At 62.7% G+C, this 15,963-nt stretch carries 15 protein-coding genes; 9 read left to right on the top strand and 6 right to left on the bottom strand.

From position 1 onward, the window contains the following. Positions 1–191 precede the first annotated feature (191 nt). From FHR70_RS19855 to FHR70_RS19835, 6 genes are all read right to left on the bottom strand, one after another. On the bottom strand, positions 192–425 hold the full coding sequence (locus FHR70_RS19855) for a hypothetical protein (protein WP_183453414.1): 234 nt from the start codon (positions 423–425) through the stop codon (positions 192–194). A 147-nt stretch (positions 426–572) separates the two neighbouring features. After that, complete coding sequence (locus FHR70_RS19850; protein ID WP_183453412.1) at positions 573–1,292, bottom strand: CYTH domain-containing protein; 720 nt, start codon at positions 1,290–1,292, stop codon at positions 573–575. Positions 1,293–1,526: 234 nt separating this feature from the next. After that, positions 1,527–1,658, bottom strand: a complete 132-nt coding sequence (locus FHR70_RS24415; RefSeq protein WP_281381393.1) for a hypothetical protein — start codon at positions 1,656–1,658, stop codon at positions 1,527–1,529. Positions 1,659–2,575: 917 nt separating this feature from the next. After that, a complete protein-coding gene (locus tag FHR70_RS19845; RefSeq protein WP_183453411.1) occupies positions 2,576–3,559 on the bottom strand; it encodes a DMT family transporter in 984 nt (327 codons plus the stop codon). 254 nt (positions 3,560–3,813) lie between these two features. Beyond that, positions 3,814–4,077, bottom strand: coding sequence for a hypothetical protein (locus tag FHR70_RS19840; protein WP_183453409.1), 264 nt, complete (start codon positions 4,075–4,077; stop codon positions 3,814–3,816). Between the two features lie 170 nt (positions 4,078–4,247). Continuing rightward, positions 4,248–4,979: a helix-turn-helix domain-containing protein gene (locus FHR70_RS19835; protein WP_183453407.1), complete on the bottom strand. Its 732-nt coding sequence runs from the start codon at positions 4,977–4,979 to the stop codon at positions 4,248–4,250. A 343-nt stretch (positions 4,980–5,322) separates the two neighbouring features. On the opposite strand from FHR70_RS19835, the gene FHR70_RS19830 reads away from it, so the two are divergent. From FHR70_RS19830 to FHR70_RS19790, 9 genes are all read left to right on the top strand, one after another. Then, on the top strand, positions 5,323–6,486 hold the full coding sequence (locus FHR70_RS19830; protein WP_343058851.1) for an NAD(P)/FAD-dependent oxidoreductase: 1,164 nt from the start codon (positions 5,323–5,325) through the stop codon (positions 6,484–6,486). After that, positions 6,483–7,958, top strand: a complete 1,476-nt coding sequence (locus tag FHR70_RS19825) for a M81 family metallopeptidase (protein WP_183453405.1) — start codon at positions 6,483–6,485, stop codon at positions 7,956–7,958. The genes FHR70_RS19830 and FHR70_RS19825 overlap by 4 nt, the downstream gene beginning before the upstream one ends. 98 nt (positions 7,959–8,056) lie before the next feature. Then, positions 8,057–9,652, top strand: a complete 1,596-nt coding sequence (locus FHR70_RS19820) for an ABC transporter substrate-binding protein (RefSeq protein ID WP_183453403.1) — start codon at positions 8,057–8,059, stop codon at positions 9,650–9,652. A gap of 25 nt (positions 9,653–9,677) precedes the next feature. Further along, positions 9,678–10,616 carry an ABC transporter permease gene (locus FHR70_RS19815; protein ID WP_183453401.1) on the top strand — a complete coding sequence of 313 codons (939 nt, stop codon included), beginning with the start codon at positions 9,678–9,680 and terminating at the stop codon, positions 10,614–10,616. A gap of 48 nt (positions 10,617–10,664) precedes the next feature. Further along, positions 10,665–11,495, top strand: a complete 831-nt coding sequence (locus FHR70_RS19810; protein ID WP_425487888.1) for an ABC transporter permease — start codon at positions 10,665–10,667, stop codon at positions 11,493–11,495. A gap of 9 nt (positions 11,496–11,504) precedes the next feature. Beyond that, positions 11,505–12,512: an ABC transporter ATP-binding protein gene (locus FHR70_RS19805; RefSeq protein WP_183453396.1), complete on the top strand. Its 1,008-nt coding sequence runs from the start codon at positions 11,505–11,507 to the stop codon at positions 12,510–12,512. A 54-nt stretch (positions 12,513–12,566) separates the two neighbouring features. Further along, the gene (locus FHR70_RS19800; RefSeq protein ID WP_183453395.1) at positions 12,567–13,556 is read left to right on the top strand and encodes an ABC transporter ATP-binding protein; all 990 of its coding nucleotides are present in this window, start codon (positions 12,567–12,569) and stop codon (positions 13,554–13,556) included. A 310-nt stretch (positions 13,557–13,866) separates the two neighbouring features. Beyond that, a complete protein-coding gene (locus tag FHR70_RS19795; RefSeq protein ID WP_183453393.1) occupies positions 13,867–14,844 on the top strand; it encodes an ABC transporter substrate-binding protein in 978 nt (325 codons plus the stop codon). 103 nt (positions 14,845–14,947) lie between these two features. Then, the gene (locus tag FHR70_RS19790; RefSeq protein WP_183453391.1) at positions 14,948–15,922 is read left to right on the top strand and encodes an ABC transporter substrate-binding protein; all 975 of its coding nucleotides are present in this window, start codon (positions 14,948–14,950) and stop codon (positions 15,920–15,922) included. The last annotated feature ends 41 nt before the right edge of the window (positions 15,923–15,963 follow it).

Here is a 15,963-nt window from a genome sequence, read left to right as displayed (position 1 = left end):
AAATCCGTCTGATCAATCAGCTCTTCGGTCTTGCTGCCTGAGCGGCCCGTTAAATTGGGTCCGTTATGCCGTTTTCAAGTTACTGCAACGGTGCCGTTCTAGCGGGCCTGGAGTCGATGCGAGTGGGTGCAGAGATGCCCTATTGTGAGGAGTTGCTTGGCTGCGCCGGGAAGCTGGGGGCGTCCTGACCCTCAATGCGTGGCGTTGGAGCCACCGTCAAGCGCGCCGCTCTTTTCCAGGACGATCTGCCCGAAGGCGGAAAGTGCATGCGCCATCAGATTGGACCGGTCGCTCTCGGGTGCGAGCAGGATCAGGTCGGCGAGGCTCTCGGCGATCATGGATGCCATCTCGACGAGGTCTGTGTTGCCGCGCTCAAAGCGTTCCTGCACGAGTTGGTTGATCTCACAGTGCAAACAGTCGGACATCTCGTTCCCCACTCTGGTCGCGGGGCGTGCACGGCCTGCGCATGTGCCCCTTTAGCAAGGCTTCCGAGAGCTGTCTAACAAGGCCCAGATGCGTACGAGCAGCCATAATAAGAAGGCAGCCGCTGACCCTGACGGATGGCCCACGATCTATCCGCTGCGCCGTGGTTGCAGCGAGCGGGCCAGCTCACGGATGACTGCGTTCTCAATGTGGAGGTCGTCGATCTCCTCATCCACCGCAGGTTCCGGTTCGGGGACAGGAGCCTTGGGGCGTGGAGTGACATCAGCCGCCGAGGCGTCTGAGATCGTAGCCTCGTGCGGCCCTGGCCACGTGGAGAACCGATCCTCCAGCAGATCGAGCAGGCTGTTGAGAGCCCCGTTCGTGACATCCACATCCCGTGCATCCGGAACACCCGCGAGAGCCAGGCGCCGGCGCCGGTAGGCCGGCTCGGCGCTGACCTCCGGGCCGAACCAAGGCAAAGGATGGAAGTCCTGGTCGTCCTCCGATGGAACGGCCACTGCCATCAGGTCGAGGGGAGCGGGCCTGATGAAGTGAAGAACCTGGATCTCGCGTGAGCCAATCGAGAGGCTGCTGCGCAGGTACTCCACTTGGCCCTGGCTGACGGCGAGCAGGGCCTGCGCATGAGCCGGAGGCAGGTCGGCCCGCTCCTCGGACGCCTCATCAGCTCCCGCCTCAAGGATCAGGCTGCTGCGGGTCTCCTCGATCTGGACGAAGGTGCTGCGGTGTGGCTGATCGGGAAAGTAGCCCTCAATCACGAGCTCGCCTCCCCTCTCCTGCCGGATCAGGCGCGCCACAGACGGAGCGATGACGAACAGGCGCTGGACGGGCACGTGGCGGGCCTCTCTCATGGACGGGCGTCTGCCCTGCCCACAAACCTAGGGCACAGCCTTGAGAGAAAAAGCAAAAGGTACTTCAGGCGGCCGTCTGCCCTCCCGGCAAAGAGAAGCGCCCCGCGTGTGCAGAGGCGCTTGAGTTCCAGGGAGGACCAGCCCCCCAGCCGCTCCATCATGGACCACATCAGAATGGCTGACGGATGAGCGTCTGGCTGTGCCGAAAAGAGCACAGGCGCCGGAAGATCGCCCTCAGAGGCTGGCCAGCAGCAGGCTGATGCCGATCAGCATGCCAAGGGAGGCGACAAATCTGATCATGGCAGAGGTGAACGTTGGCGCCGGCACAGGAGCAAAATCCGGCACTGCGACATCGGTCTGGCGCATCGTAAAGACCTTCAGGAAATCGGCTGGTTCTGGAAAAGTGCCAAAGGGAGGAGCAATCACGCCGCTTGGCGGGTGTTTCTCTGTCCGATTTACACGCCTATGTCTGTAGCCGGCCGGACACACGGCTGGACTAGATACGGCTGCTCGCCGGCAGGTCTGGCTCATTGGGAGCAGAAACGACCTGGCCGCAGACATGAGCATGGGTCTGCCTGCCTTCCAGGGGTTAACAGCGCCAAAGGCTTGGAGCCGGACGAACCTTGCCTACTCCTCGGTTGCGCCAGTCTGCTTGGCTGACGGTGATCCCTGGCGTGGCTTACGCGCGTAGGAGTTCGGCCTGGTCGAGGGCACAGGCGGATCTGCGGGCTTCTTCGATTCCACTGTCCGACTGCCGAAGAACACCATGCTGCAGGATAGGACGAGCAGGAACGGCATCACCAAGAAGGCGAAGATCTGAGGATCGGTCATTCCAACAAATTATGTGAACGATGCGGGACGGCTGCCGCTCTTAGCACGCTCATGGCACTGCGCCAGGCCCGCCGGCGTGGGACTGGAGTTGAGGATTGTCGCCTATCTTGAGTGGCCTACATTCAAGATGTGCGTCATTCCCTTGGCACACCAGCGCCCTGGTTGAGGTTTCAGACAGCGCCTTGGCCAGGGCGCTTCCCACAGGGCTTGACCTGCCGGGCACTGCGCCACGCGGCCGCGCCCCTTTTGGGCTGCTTGTGCCGTTCAGCAAATCAGCTCACTCTGACCTCAGCTGCCTTACACCGACAGCTGTCGACGAGCCCCGGGCCGGGCACGGATGTACTGCCCTCCCGGGCTCCTCGTCGGACCTCAGCACTGGCGTGCTCACATCGCCTGACGCTCCGCTGCATCAAGCCTCTCGATCAGCGCTACCAGATGCCGTACCTCGCCCTTTAAGGTCGCCGGATCCCGGCAGCGGCAAGCCTCGCTTCCCTGGCTCTGATGCGTTCCCGATGGGCCGTGTAGAGGCCGCTTGCTGCAATGACAGCCCCACCGACGAGGGTCATGGCTCCCGGGACGGTGCCGAACACGCCAAAGCCGAGCAGCCCGGCGAACAGGAGCTGCACATAGGAGAACGGCGCGATGGTGGAGGCCGCGGCCTTGCGGTAGGCCAGGATGATGAGCCAGTGACCCACGGTCGAGAAACTGCCCATCAACACAGCCAGGCCGATCTCCCCGGCAGTGGGGGTGCGCCAGTGGAACGGCACAAAGGCTGTCAGGGCGATCAGCCCGATCACGGCCGACCACGCCAGGATCGCCTCGGGCCGTTCCGAACTCATCAGCCGGGTGGCAATGGCGGCCACGGCCCAGGAAAGCGCCGCGCCGATCGGCAGCAGGGCAGCCACTTGGAACGCCGAACCGCCAGGCTGGACGACGAGCATCACGCCCAGGAAGCCCACTGCCGCCGCGGCCCAGCGCCGGATGCCCACCTTCTCGCCGAGGAGCGGGATCGAGAGGGCAGTTATGAAGATCGGCGAGATGAAGTTGATCGCCGTCGCCTCGGCCACCTGAAGGTGTCCCAGTCCGAGGATGAAGAGGACCGATGAGCCGGCCACGGCCAGCGCCCGGATGGTCTGGAGGCGCAGGCGCGGCGTGTGCATTGCCTTGGCGCCACGGGCGACGAAGACAGCTGGAACGACAGCGACGCAGAACACGATGTAGCGCAGCCAGGTGACTTCGATGGCAGTCAGCGTATCCGTCAACACCTTCGCGGCGACGTCACCCATGGCGAAGAACACGGTCGACAGGAGGGCCAGGCCGATGGCGGCGAAGGTCGCGTCCTTGGCAGGAGCGGTGCTCCTTCCTGGTCTCAGGGGGCCCGCTTCGGTGATGGAGGAACAATTCGCGACAGTGGAAGCAGAGGGAGGAGGGCTCATGTGGGCTGGGAGGATCTCGGCGGGGCGTGGGGCTTCACGCTTTCTGGTCAGCCAGCACGATGGACGCGACACTGCTGAAAGTTGCGTGAACTGAATGCGTGCTATTGCGCGGGGCACCCCCGCGCCGGGCGCATGGAAAGTTATCACGCGGCTGCGGCGATGTCTGTCATCTGCGCATACCGCACAAGTGCTGAAATGACCTCAGCCCTTCTCTATGCGCCTCGAATGCTTGCCGCGAACCCGCTGCCTTGCTCTCACAAGCCTTGCGCGGCGGTATGCCGATTGTTGGTCTTCACCTTCGGGTGACCTAGCCAGGCACACAGCTCGTCCAGGGACGGGAAGTCGTGTTCGATGTTCCGGAAGGGAGCGGGTCGCTGGCTCCGTGGCAAATCCTCGAGCAGTTCGGCCGTCCAGGTGTACGGCTGGCGCGAGCCATTCCTGACAACGCTGGCCACGATGGTGTCGTGCAGGAGGAGATCATAGGCGCCGGGCGCCAGTTGCATCAGGCGGTACGTCATCGTACATGCTTTCCGGAGCGATCCTGCTCCTCAATCCACTCGAAAGCCTTGGCGAGGGCCGCTTCACGATCGGCGGCTATGATCAGGCGAGGGCTCCACAAGCGTGCAATGCGAAAACAACGATGGGCCCTACGGCGCACGCCCCGTCGACTGATAGAGCAGAGTGGCTTTCAGTATGCCGGATCGCTTCCGAATGATCGGCGCTTAGAGCCGCGTGGCAGCTTCACAGGCTCGGCAGCAGTTTCGCCCCTGCTGCGACTGTCGACGATTGCCTGAAGCCGCTTGTCAAAGTTCGACTCCTCGCTGGAGCAAACTCCCAATGCCAAAGCGTCCTCAGTGCCGGCTGCGAGGTAGGCATGCCCCATAGTGCTGTCAAGATAGATCGAGTCGCCCCTGTGCAGGAGCACGGGCTCGTAGAACTCCGTGTGGACAGTGATCGCCCCTTCGAGGACATAGATGAACTCCTCACCCGCATGGCTAACGAGCGGGCCGAATTCTTGGATCGTGTGCGACTTGATGCGTGTGACGATAGGGACCATGCGCTTGGCGGCCAACTCAGTGCAGAGATAGCGATACTCGTAGTTAGCCGTTCTCTGCAGTACACCGTCGCCGTTCCTCGTGATGGACCGCCGAGCCGTCACCATCGCGGGATGCTCGGGCGGTGCGAAGAGTTCCGCGAATCCGATCTCGAGCCCGTGGGCGAGCTGAACCAGCTTATCGTAGGTGAGCGACATCTGGTCATGCTCGACTTTGGAGAGCGTCGAGATGGCGAGGCCCGTACGCTCGGCTACGTCACGCAGTGTCAACCCCCGACCCTGACGAATCAAGCGCAGCTGCTCGCCCAGGCGGGCCCGTGAAGCGTCGCTGCCTTTGGCTTGGCGGCGACCTGCAGCTTTCTGCATCGTAAAACTCTCTTTCAAAACGAGTGTGGCGCCTGTTGGATAGGTCACCACTGCTTCCTCAATTTAGACTCGGAATTCTCCATGCCTGATCGTTGATGCAAATCATCGCGGCAGTATCAGCATGTTTCTTTTGCGCAAACAACTTGGCTTGATCGTAAACCAAATCCACCGTTCGCGCTATTGGGCTGAGTGGTCTTCATATAGCCAGGCTTCTCGCACCTTGATGGAGAGCTTCCTTTGCGCAGCGCCCTCAGCGCTGAGTTGAAAGCTTGTTTCCTATACGAAAATTATTTGACGAAGCGTAAAAAGGCCGCCATGCTGAACGGACTCGCAGCAGAGAACGGTGAGGGCCGATGTGATCGAGGTCGACGTTGCTGTCGTCGGAGCAGGAATCGCAGGTGCATCGGTCGCTGCGCATCTGGCGATCGAGCGGTCCGTGCTGCTCCTCGAGCAGGAGAGCCACCCTGGCTATCATACGTCCGGTCGCTCCGCTGCGCTGTTTTCGGAGGCCTACGGCAACGCGGTTATCCGTGGCCTGTCAGTAGCGAGTCGCTCCTTTCTCGAGGCGCCTCCCTCGGGGTTCTCCGATTATCCCCTCTTATCGCCTCGCGGTGCGCTGCACGTGGGCAGCACTGGCCATGAAGAGACGCTTGAAAGCCTTCTTCAAGCCGCTCGAGCCCTGGTGCCGAGCGTCCGAGCGGTGTCGGCAGACGAAGCCAAAGCTATCGTTCCGGTGCTGCGTCGGTCCTGGGTTACGCAAGGCGTGTTCGAGCCAGATGCGCGGGACATCGATACCAATTCCGTCCTGCACGGCTTCCTGCGCCTCATGAGGGAGCGCGGTGGCCGTAGCCTGATGAATGCCGAGGTCATCGGTGTTGCGCGCACGGGAGGCGATAGCTGGCTAATCGAAACTAAGGCGGGAGCCGTGCGCGCGCCGACGCTCGTCAATGCTGCCGGTGCTTGGTGCGATGCTGTCGCCATGAAGGCTGGCATCGCCCCCATCGGGCTTTGTCCGCTGCGTCGCACGGCTTTCCTGATCGAACCGCCAGCAGACGTTCAGTCGCACGACTGGCCGCTTGTCATCGGCGCCGACGAAGACTTCTACTTCAAGCCCGATGCGGGCATGCTGCTGGCCTCGCCGGCCGATGAAAGCCCCTCTCCTCCCTGCGATGTCCAGCCCGACGACATGGATGTCGCCGTCGCAATCGAGCGCATCCAGACCGCGGCCGACCTGCCGGTCCGTCGCGTCGCCCGCCGTTGGGCTGGCCTTCGCACCTTCGCATCGGACCGGACGCCGGTGGTCGGCTATGATCCGTCTGCCGAAGGGTTCTTCTGGCTGGCTGGCCAAGGCGGCTACGGGTTCCAGACCGCACCGGCGCTCGCTCGTTCTGCCGCTGCGCTCGCTTTGGGCCAGTCCCTTCCTTCCGATATTCAGGATTGCGGGGTCACGGCCGCTGCCCTCAGCCCCGATCGCTTTAGGCCCATCCAAGCAAGGAGAACCGCGTGAACGTCTTCATTGCCGCTCTGGCTACGGAAACAAACACTTTTTCACCCCTCCCGACAGGCCGCGTCGCCTTCGTAGAACGCGAGTTCTTCCGTAACGACGGAAGCCGGCAGGCGGCGCGCCTTGGAAACATCCCACTGATCGAGTGGCGCCGCATGGCCGAGGCTGAGGGGCACACGGTCGCCGAGAGCATTTCAACTTTCGCGCAACCGGCGGGTTCGACCCTGCGCCATGTATACGAGGAGCTCAGGGACACTCTCCTCGACGATCTCCGGAAGGCCATGCCGATCGACGTCGTGTTGCTCTTCATGCACGGCGCGATGGTGGCCGACGGCTATGACGACTGTGAGGGCGACACCCTCGCCAGGGTACGCGAAATTGTGGGGCCCGACGCCAAGATCGGCATCGAGCTTGACCTCCACTGCCACCTCACGGAACTGATGCGCACTTCGGCCGACGTGATCATCACCTTCAAAGAGTATCCACACACCGACATCGGCGACCGCGCCCAGGAACTCTACACGCTCTGCATCGCCGCGAAAGAGGGTCGGGTGCGCCCCGTCATGGCCTACTACGACTGCCGAATGGTGAGCATGTGGCGCACGCCTGACGAGCCCATGAAGTCGTTCGTCAAGCGGATGCAGTCGCTCGAGGGCAAGGACGGCATCCTGTCGATCTCCTTCGGACACGGCTTCCCCTGGGGCGATGTGCCGGATGTGGGGGCTAAGATGCTCGTGATCGCTGACGGTGACGAGGCGAAGGCGCAGGCCCTCGCATACCAGCTCGGACAGGAGGTCTGGGCCATGCGCGAGGCGACCACCACCCGGCACGACAGCATCGACGAAGGCATCACCGCGGGCGAAGAGGCATCGGGCGGGCGGCCGATCGTTCTGGCAGACGTAGCCGACAACGCCGGCGGCGGTGCACCCGCCGACAACACCGCGATCCTGCGACGCCTCGTTGATCGAGGTGTACGCAATGTAGCCACCGGGTGCTACTGGGATCCGGTCGCCGTGCGGATCTGCTTCGAAGCCGGGATCGGCTCGACCTTCGATCTGCGCATCGGCGGCAAGTGCGGTGTGGCATCCGGCGATCCAGTTGACCTGCGCGTCACCGTGCGTGGCCTCGCCGAGGACCACACGCAGGGTGGCCTGAGCGGCGGCCGGGCCCAGCTGGGTCCGAGCGCCTATGTGGAGGCCGACGGGATTCACATCATCCTGATGTCGATTCGGCAGCAGACGTTCGCTCCCGACGCGTTCACGGGGCTCGGCTGTACGCTGGACGACAAGCGGCTCGTCGTGGTGAAATCCACGCAGCACTTCTATGCGGCCTTCGCACCGGTCGCGAGCGCAATCCGCTACGTCGCGGCGCCTGGTGCGATTGCGCCCGAGTACGACAAGATCCCGTACACGAAGCGAACGACGCCCTACTGGCCCAAGGTTGCGGACCCGTTTGCGGGAACGAACCTTCCTTGAGGCGAACCGGAGCGAGTTCGCGGGCCCCTTTGGAGTCTGAGAAGACGGCGAGAACGACCAGCAACACGTAGGCCAATCAAACGGAGTGGAGGACAAGCATGACTCTATCGAGGCGAACGGTTCTCAAAGGCAGCGCAGCGGCGCTTGCTACCGGCTTTACTCTGAACGGACGGGCTCCGGCGATCGCTCAGGCGGCGAACCGAACCCTGAAGTTCATCCCCCACGCCAACCTGTCGTCGATCGACCCCATCGGCACCACGGGATACGTCGTGCGCAACCACGGCTACATGGTCTACGACACGCTGTATTCGTTCGACTCTCAGTTCAAGCCGAAGCCTCAGATGGCCGAAGGTCATGAGGTCTCAACAGATGGAAAGACCTACACCATCCGCCTGCGGGAGGGGCTGAAGTTCCATGATGGCGAGCCCGTCCGCTCACGCGACGTCGTCGCGAGCCTCAAGCGCTGGGCGGCCCGTGATGGTTTCGGCCAGACCGTCATGGCGCTTACGGACGAGATGCCGATCGTCGATGATCGGACTTTCCAGTTCCGATTAAAGGAGCCGTTCCCGCTCCTGATCGAAGCGCTAGGCAAGCCGTCGAGCCCCGTGCCCTTCATCATGCCGGAACGGATCGCCCAGACTGATCCGACAACCCCGATTAAGGAGGCGATCGGCTCCGGGCCCTTCCGGTTCCTTGCCAATGAGTGGGTTCCCGGCAGCCGCGCCGCCTATGCGCGCTTCGAAGGCTATGTGCCTCGCAACGAGCCGATCGACGGCCATGCGGGCGGCAAGGTAGTGCATTTCGATCGGGTGGAATGGGTGATCATCCCCGACCCAGCGACTGCAACCGCAGCCCTTCAGCGCGGCGAGGTCGATTGGCTTGAGCAGCCCCAAGGGGATCTTTTACCGGTTCTGGAGCAGAGCAAGGACATCACGATCACAAGCTATGATCCGATCGGCACGGTCGTGCTCCTGCGCTTCAACCACCTGCATCCTCCTTTCGACAATCCCAAGGTCCGGCAGGCGGTGCTCGCTGCCGCCAGCCAGAACGATTACATGACCGCAATGGTCGGCAATCCCAAGCTGTTCCGGGAGTGCAAGTCGTTCTTCCCGTGCGGCACGCCGATGTCGACAGGTGCGGGGGGCGAGGCGATGGTCGCTGACCTCGACAAGGCTAAGGCCATGCTCCGGGACAGCGGGTATAAGGGAGAGAAAGTTGTCATCATCTCGCCGACGGATCTCGCTTATCTCCACACTCTCGGCCTTGTCACCGAGGACCTCCTCAAACGGCTCGGAATGAACGTGGAACTCGTTGCGACCGACTGGGGGACTGTGCTTGCCCGCCGCGCGTCGCAGGAGGCCCCCGATAAAGGCGGCTGGAATATCTTTCACACAACGGCCGTCGGCGTTGAGTTCATGAGCCCGACCTCTCACCTCGCGCTTCGGGGCCATGGTCGCGCCAGTTGGCCCGGCTGGCCTACGAACCCGACGATTGAGAAGCTGAGACAGGATTGGATCAAGTCCGGGAGCCTCGACGAGCAACGCGCTATCGCGGCCCAGATGGAGCGGGAGGCGTTCACGGCCGCTCCGTATGTGCCAATCGGCCAGTACCAGCTCCCCACGGCGCTGCGCCGCAACCTAACGGGCCTCGTCGCGGCATCGGCACCTTTCGTCTGGAACATCCGCAAGGCGTAAGCCTGGAGCAAGGGGCGAGGCTGCCATGATCACGTTCATCCTCCGCCGTCTGATGGCCGCCGTGCCGGTGTTGGCGGTCGTCACGATCCTGGTCTTCTCGCTCCTCTACTTCGCTCCCGGCGATCCGGCAACGATCATCGGGGGCGACCTTGCAACGCCCGAGGAGATCGCCCGCATCCGGTCCGTTCTGGGACTGGATCAGCCGTTCCTCGTGCGCCTCGCGATTTTCTTAGGACAGCTTCTTACCGGGGATCTCGGCACGTCGATTTTTTCGAACTTGCCGGTGACACATCTCATCGCGCAGCGGATCGAGCCGACATTGGCCCTTGCGACCGTCACGATCCTGTTCTCAATCGCCGTGGCCATTCCGCTCGGAACGCTCTCGGCCTGGAAAGCAGAGGCGCTCATCGATCGCCTCGTCATGGTGGTAAGCGTGCTCGGTTTCTCGATTCCGGTGTTCGTCCTCGGCTATGGGCTGATCTGGCTTTTCGCGATCAAGCTCCAGTGGCTGCCTGTGCAGGGCTACACTCCTCTCTCGCAAGGGGTGGGCCCCTGGCTCGCCAATCTTGTGCTTCCGATGCTCTCACTCAGCACCGTCTACATCGCCCTGATTGCCCGCATCACCAGGGCGAGCCTCCTGGAGGTGCTGGCCCAGGATTATGTGCGCACCGCCAAGGCGAAGGGCCTCGGTGACCGCAAGGTGCTGGGTCATGCCCTTGGCAATGCGGCAGTACCGATCGCCACCATCGTGGGCATCGGGATTGCGCTTCTCATCGGCGGTGTGGTCGTCACCGAGACGGTGTTCGCCATCCCAGGTCTTGGACGTCTCCTCGTCGATGCAATCCTGCGGCGCGACTACCCCATCATTCAGGGGGTCATCCTGCTGTTCGCAGCCGCTTACGTGCTAATCAACCTCATGATCGACATCTCCTATGCGGTGTTCGATCCGCGCATCAGGTACTGAAACATGGCGATCGAGACCGCTGCAGCTCCGATCCGAGTGACGCCACCAATGGTGCGCCGGCGATTGTGGCGCCGGCATCCCACGATTCTCGCGGGCGCCGTGATCCTCGCCGTCATGGTCTTGGCGGCCTTGCTCGCGCCGTGGCTGGGAACGATTGATCCGACCCAGCTCTCTCCCATTCGCAGGCTGCGCCCGCCATCGGAGACCTACTGGTTCGGAACGGATCTTCTCGGTCGTGATGTCTACAGTCGAACGCTCTACGGCGGGCGCATTTCCCTCTTCGTCGGGTTCACAGTGGCGACCCTGGCCCTTGCGGCCGGCTTGTTTCTCGGCCTCGTGACCGGCTTCATCCGCCCGGTCGACGGCATCCTGATGCGGATCATGGACGGCCTCATGGCGATCCCCGCGATTCTTCTCGCCATCGCGCTGGTGGCGCTCACCCAAGCGAGCGTGCAGAACGTGATCATCGCGATCACGATAGCGGAGATCCCGCGGGTCACCCGGCTCGTCCGATCGGTCGTGCTCACCCTGCGCGAGCAGCCTTTCGTCGAGGCCGCCTATGCCACAGGAACGCGCCTTCCCGTGATCCTCGTGCGCCACATCCTGCCCAATACACTCGCTCCGCTCATCGTCCAGGGCACCTATATCTGCGCGGCTGCGATCATCGCCGAGTCGATCCTCAGCTTCATTGGCGCCGGTACGCCGCCGACGGTGCCAACCTGGGGCAACATCATCGCGGAAGGGCGCAGCTACTTCCAGGTGGCGCCACACATCATCTTCTTTCCGGCGCTTTTCCTGTCGCTGACAGTACTCGGCGTAAACCTTCTGGGAGACGGGCTACGCGACCTCCTCGATCCGCGGCTCGCAAGCAGGCACTAGGAACAAGCAATGGACGCTCCCGCAGCAGTAACGCCACTCCTCAAGGTCCAAGATCTTAAAACCTGGTTCTATACCCGAGAGGGTGTGACCCGCGCGGTTGATGGCGTTTCCTTCTCAATCGATCCCGGCGAGACACTGGCGGTCGTCGGCGAGAGCGGCTGCGGCAAGTCGGTGACGTCGCTGTCGATCTTGCGCCTCGTGGCCGACCCGCCCGGCCGCATCGTCGGCGGGTCCATCCGCTTTCAGGGCCGCGACCTACTCGCTTTGCCGGAAGCCGAAATGCGGGCCATCCGCGGGTCCGAGATTGCCATGATCTTTCAGGAGCCGATGACGTCGCTCAACCCAGTGCGCAGCGTCGGGCGTCAGATCGCGGAGGTCTTGGTCGAGCACGAGGGCATAAGCGAGGGCGAGGCGATGCGACGGGCCGAGGACCTGCTGCGCCTCGTACAGATTCCCGATCCCGCCCGTCGCGTGCGCGAGTATCCGCATCAGCTCTCCGGCGGCATGCGCCAGCGGGTGATGATCGCTATGGCGCTCGCCTGCTCACCCAAGCTTCTCATCGCAGACGAACCGACAACGGCTCTCGATGTGACGATCCAGGCGCAGATCCTTGAGCTCATGCGCGACCTCAAATCGCGGGTCGGCGCCGCGATCCTGCTCATCACCCACGACCTTGGCGTTGTGGCCGAAATGGCGGAGCGGGTGGTGGTGATGTATGCCGGCCACAAGGTCGAGGAGGCCAGCGTCGACGCTCTCTTCGAGCATCCGCGGCACCCTTACACCAAAGGCCTGCTCAACTCCGTGCCGCGACTCGGCGCCTCGTTGGAGAGCGAGAGCGGTCGCTTGCAGGAGATTCCGGGCCTGGTGCCGGCCCTCGACGGATCCCTCGTCGGCTGCGCCTTCGCGCCGCGCTGTCCACTTGCGCAGGATCTCTGCCGCCATGTCGCGCCGCCGCTTGAGCCCAAGGTACCGGGCCATTCGGCCGCCTGCCACTTCAGCGAACTCGTTGCGGCATGATGCTCAGGGTGTTCATCGGACGATCGGCGTTCGCCCAGCAAAGGGGATTAGGGCATGACTCAGCTGCTTGAGGTGCGAGACCTCAAAACCTATTTTCCAATCCGAAAGGGCCTGCTGCGTCGGACTGCCGGCCAAGTGAAGGCCGTGGACGGCGTGAGCTTTACGATCGCGCCCGGCGAGACTTTGGGCCTCGTGGGCGAGAGCGGCTGCGGCAAGTCGACGGTCGGTCGATCGATCTTGCGGCTTCTTCCGCTGACGGCCGGCGAGGTCATGTTGAACGGTAGCCGGATCGACCATCTGCCTCCGGCCGGCCTGCGGTCCATGCGCCGCGAGTTGCAAGTGATCTTCCAGGATCCCTACTCGTCCTTAAGCCCGCGGCTCAAGGTCGGTGCCATCATCGCCGAACCGTTGCGCAACTTCGGCGTCGCATCAAGGGATGAGATCCGCGGACGGGTCCGCGATCTGATCACGAAGGTGGGCCTCCGCCCCGATGCGATCGACCGCTACCCACATCAGTTCTCCGGCGGCCAGCGCCAGCGCATCGGCATCGCCCGGGCACTTGCCCTGAACCCGAAGCTTATCGTGTGCGATGAGCCGGTCTCGGCCCTCGACGTCAGCGTGCAGGCGCAAGTCGTCAATCTGCTGAAAGACCTGCAGGCCGAACTGGGACTATCATATCTTTTTATCGCTCACGATATGGCGGTGGTCGAACACGTCAGCCATCGCATAGCCGTGATGTATCTCGGCAAGATCGTAGAGATTGGAGAGCGCAGACAGATCCTCGCCGAGCCGCTCCACCCCTACACACAGGCACTGCTTTCGGCTGTGCCTGTACCGAACCCTAAACTGCAGCGGCGACGGATCGTTCTCAAGGGTGACGTCCCCAGCCCTGCCAATCCACCCGCCGGCTGCCGCTTTCACACCCGCTGCCCCTACACATTCGACCGCTGCCGCGTGGAGGAGCCTCGCCTCGACGAGGTACGCCCCGGGCGCAGCGCTGCCTGCCATCTAGCGTCTGCATCTGGTACGCAACTTACGACCTGAAATTAGATCTTCGATCACTCGCCGACTTAAACACTGCAGTGATGATGCGGGCTGGGGTCGCGATGAAGCTTGGTGGTTTATTTCTATTCCTTTCCGCCACCTGCCGAACTGAGCCGTTGGGCGTGGTCTTATGAACGTCGGCTTACCCTGTGATTACAGAAGTTCGGCTTTCTTCTGCCTCGTGCCATTTTCAGACGTTCCAGGCATATGAGCGCGAATTTCGCAGAAGGCTTTTAATGGAACGACCCTCGTCACTTCCCCTAGCAGCGAGTATGATCGCCTCTGGGCCATCCGGAGTGAGGGTGATCCGATGAGAAGACGAGACCTCCTGCTTGGTGCGCTTGCCGTGCCGCTACTCCTTACTTCGCTCCTTGCACAGACGCCGGAGAAGGTCTGGCGGGTCGGCCTGCTGACTCCCAACCAGTTCGGCGCACGCATCTTCCGTCAGTTGAATCTCCCGGAACTGGCGAGGCTCGGGTTCGTGGAAGGGCGTAATCTCAGCGTTCAGGTTTTCTCCGCCGATGATGCCTACGAGCGCCTTCCTGCTCTGGCGGTCGACCTCGTCGCGACGAAGCCTGATGTCATCATTGCCGTTGCTCCGACTGCGATCAGGGCCGCTCGGGCGGCGACCAGCACCATCCCCATCGTGATGGCCTATGCAGGCGAGGACCCTGTCGCAGCAGGATGGGCACACAGTTACTCCCGTCCTGGCGGCAACATCACAGGTGTCGTTCTGCTCAACCCGGAACTGGAAGGCAAGCGCCTGCACCTCCTGCACAACACCTTCCCCTCGAGGCGGCGGATTGCAGTGCTCTTCCATAGCCGCTCCCGGAACACCCCCACGGATCGATCAGTCCAAGCGGTAGCGCAGAAGGCTGGGATCGCTATTCAGAGCTTCTACACGTCAGGCCCGGACGAGTACGAGGCGACCTTCAATGCGATCCGCTCATCCGGTGCAGACGCTTTGCAGATCGCAGGTGGGCCGATCTTTGCCAACGACGCCGCTCGTCTGGCAGAGTTGGCATTGAAGGCCGGGGTGCCGACGATCTGCGAGTGGCCTGACATGGCGAGGAGTGGCTGCCTGATTGGCTATGGGGTGGACCGTGCCGCGCTCCAGAGGCGTGTTGCCGACTTTGTTGCTCGCCTCCTTCGTGGCGCACCCGCGAGTGAAATGCCCATTGAGGACCCGACCACGTTCGAGCTCGCCGTCAACCTAAAGACTGCCAAAAGCCTGGGCATCGACGTACCAAACACGCTCCTCGCGCAGGCTGATGAGGTCATCGAGTAGAAACGGGAAACTACGGCGCAATCTGCAAAAAACGGTTTCACGGAACTGGACTCGTCACCCGAGCAAATCAAGGATAAAATTCGCTCCACAAAGGAGGCGTGCCATGGGCCGCTCCCGCACCTACGCTATGGCGATTTGCCTCTTGCTCACCTGCGCCGCTGAGGCCCAGCCTTCGACGAAGACAGCCCGGATCGCGATGCTGTGCCCCGTCCGCTGCATTGGAGCCGGCTACGCTGCCTTTGAAGACGAACTCCGCAGGCTCGGCTGGGTCGAGGGCAGTAACCTCACGGTCGAGCGGCGAGCCCTGGAGGGCCGCTATGAACGTGTGTCTGAGCTTGCAGCCGAGATCGTTCGGTTAAGACCTGACCTGATCGTTGGCCCAGGCGCGCCGATCGCCCGTGCCCTCAAGGAGGCCACATCAGACATCCCCATTGCCTTCTCCTTCGTCGCTCATCCTGTCGAGATCGGTCTGGTGCAAAGCCTTGCCCGTCCAGGGCACAATGTTACCGGGGTGGCCGCGATCACACCCGGCGCATTCCTCGTAAAGCAGCTTGAGGTCTTGAGGGAGCTGCTGCCACAAGCAAAACGGGTCGCGGTGCTGGCGACCGCAGCCAACGATGACTATCGCCTGGCCTTGTCGCGCGAAGTGCCCTTGGCCGCCCAACTTGGATTGCAGATTGAGGTGATCGAGGTTCGCACCCGCGACGAAGTCCCTTCTGCCGTCGACAAAGCAAAGACCCTTGGTGCAGACGGGGTGTTGGTTCTGGGCGACGCAATTCTGAACACTCCCCCAAACCGCATGCCTGAACTCCTCGCCCAAGCGCTACTTCCGGCGCTCTACTCGAATACCGAGGCGGTACGAACTGGAGGGTTGATCTCCTACACGTCGGATGTTGTTGCAATCGCCCGCCGCCACGCGCACTACGTGGACCACATCCTGCGAGGGGCCTCTCCGGCCGAGATGCCTGTGGAGCAGCCGACAGGATACATCCTCATTTTCAACCTCAAGACAGCCAAGGCGCTTGGGCTGACGGTGCCGTCTTCGCTCCTGTCACAAGCCGATGAGGTGATTGAATGAGGCGGTGCGGCTCCCATTCATCCTCCACCACGACTGGTCAG

Origin of the sequence: Microvirga lupini, assembly GCF_014191055.1 — a bacterium.
Taxonomy (GTDB): Bacteria; Pseudomonadota; Alphaproteobacteria; order Rhizobiales; family Beijerinckiaceae; genus Microvirga; species Microvirga lupini_A.
This window is presented reverse-complemented; position numbering and strand designations above follow the sequence as displayed.

Excerpts from the sequence above, each read along its gene's own strand:
- FHR70_RS19855 (WP_183453414.1), bottom strand. The coding sequence starts at position 425 with ATGTCCGACTGTTTGCACTGTGAGATCAACCAACTCGTGCAGGAACGC.
- FHR70_RS19850 (WP_183453412.1), bottom strand. The coding sequence starts at position 1,292 with ATGAGAGAGGCCCGCCACGTGCCCGTCCAGCGCCTGTTCGTCATCGCT.
- FHR70_RS24415 (WP_281381393.1), bottom strand. The coding sequence starts at position 1,658 with ATGCGCCAGACCGATGTCGCAGTGCCGGATTTTGCTCCTGTGCCGGCG.
- FHR70_RS19845 (WP_183453411.1), bottom strand. The coding sequence starts at position 3,559 with ATGAGCCCTCCTCCCTCTGCTTCCACTGTCGCGAATTGTTCCTCCATC.
- FHR70_RS19840 (WP_183453409.1), bottom strand. The coding sequence starts at position 4,077 with ATGACGTACCGCCTGATGCAACTGGCGCCCGGCGCCTATGATCTCCTC.
- FHR70_RS19835 (WP_183453407.1), bottom strand. The coding sequence starts at position 4,979 with ATGCAGAAAGCTGCAGGTCGCCGCCAAGCCAAAGGCAGCGACGCTTCA.
- FHR70_RS19820 (WP_183453403.1), top strand. The coding sequence starts at position 8,057 with ATGACTCTATCGAGGCGAACGGTTCTCAAAGGCAGCGCAGCGGCGCTT.
- FHR70_RS19815 (WP_183453401.1), top strand. The coding sequence starts at position 9,678 with ATGATCACGTTCATCCTCCGCCGTCTGATGGCCGCCGTGCCGGTGTTG.
- FHR70_RS19810 (WP_425487888.1), top strand. The coding sequence starts at position 10,665 with ATGGTGCGCCGGCGATTGTGGCGCCGGCATCCCACGATTCTCGCGGGC.
- FHR70_RS19805 (WP_183453396.1), top strand. The coding sequence starts at position 11,505 with ATGGACGCTCCCGCAGCAGTAACGCCACTCCTCAAGGTCCAAGATCTT.
- FHR70_RS19800 (WP_183453395.1), top strand. The coding sequence starts at position 12,567 with ATGACTCAGCTGCTTGAGGTGCGAGACCTCAAAACCTATTTTCCAATC.
- FHR70_RS19795 (WP_183453393.1), top strand. The coding sequence starts at position 13,867 with ATGAGAAGACGAGACCTCCTGCTTGGTGCGCTTGCCGTGCCGCTACTC.
- FHR70_RS19790 (WP_183453391.1), top strand. The coding sequence starts at position 14,948 with ATGGGCCGCTCCCGCACCTACGCTATGGCGATTTGCCTCTTGCTCACC.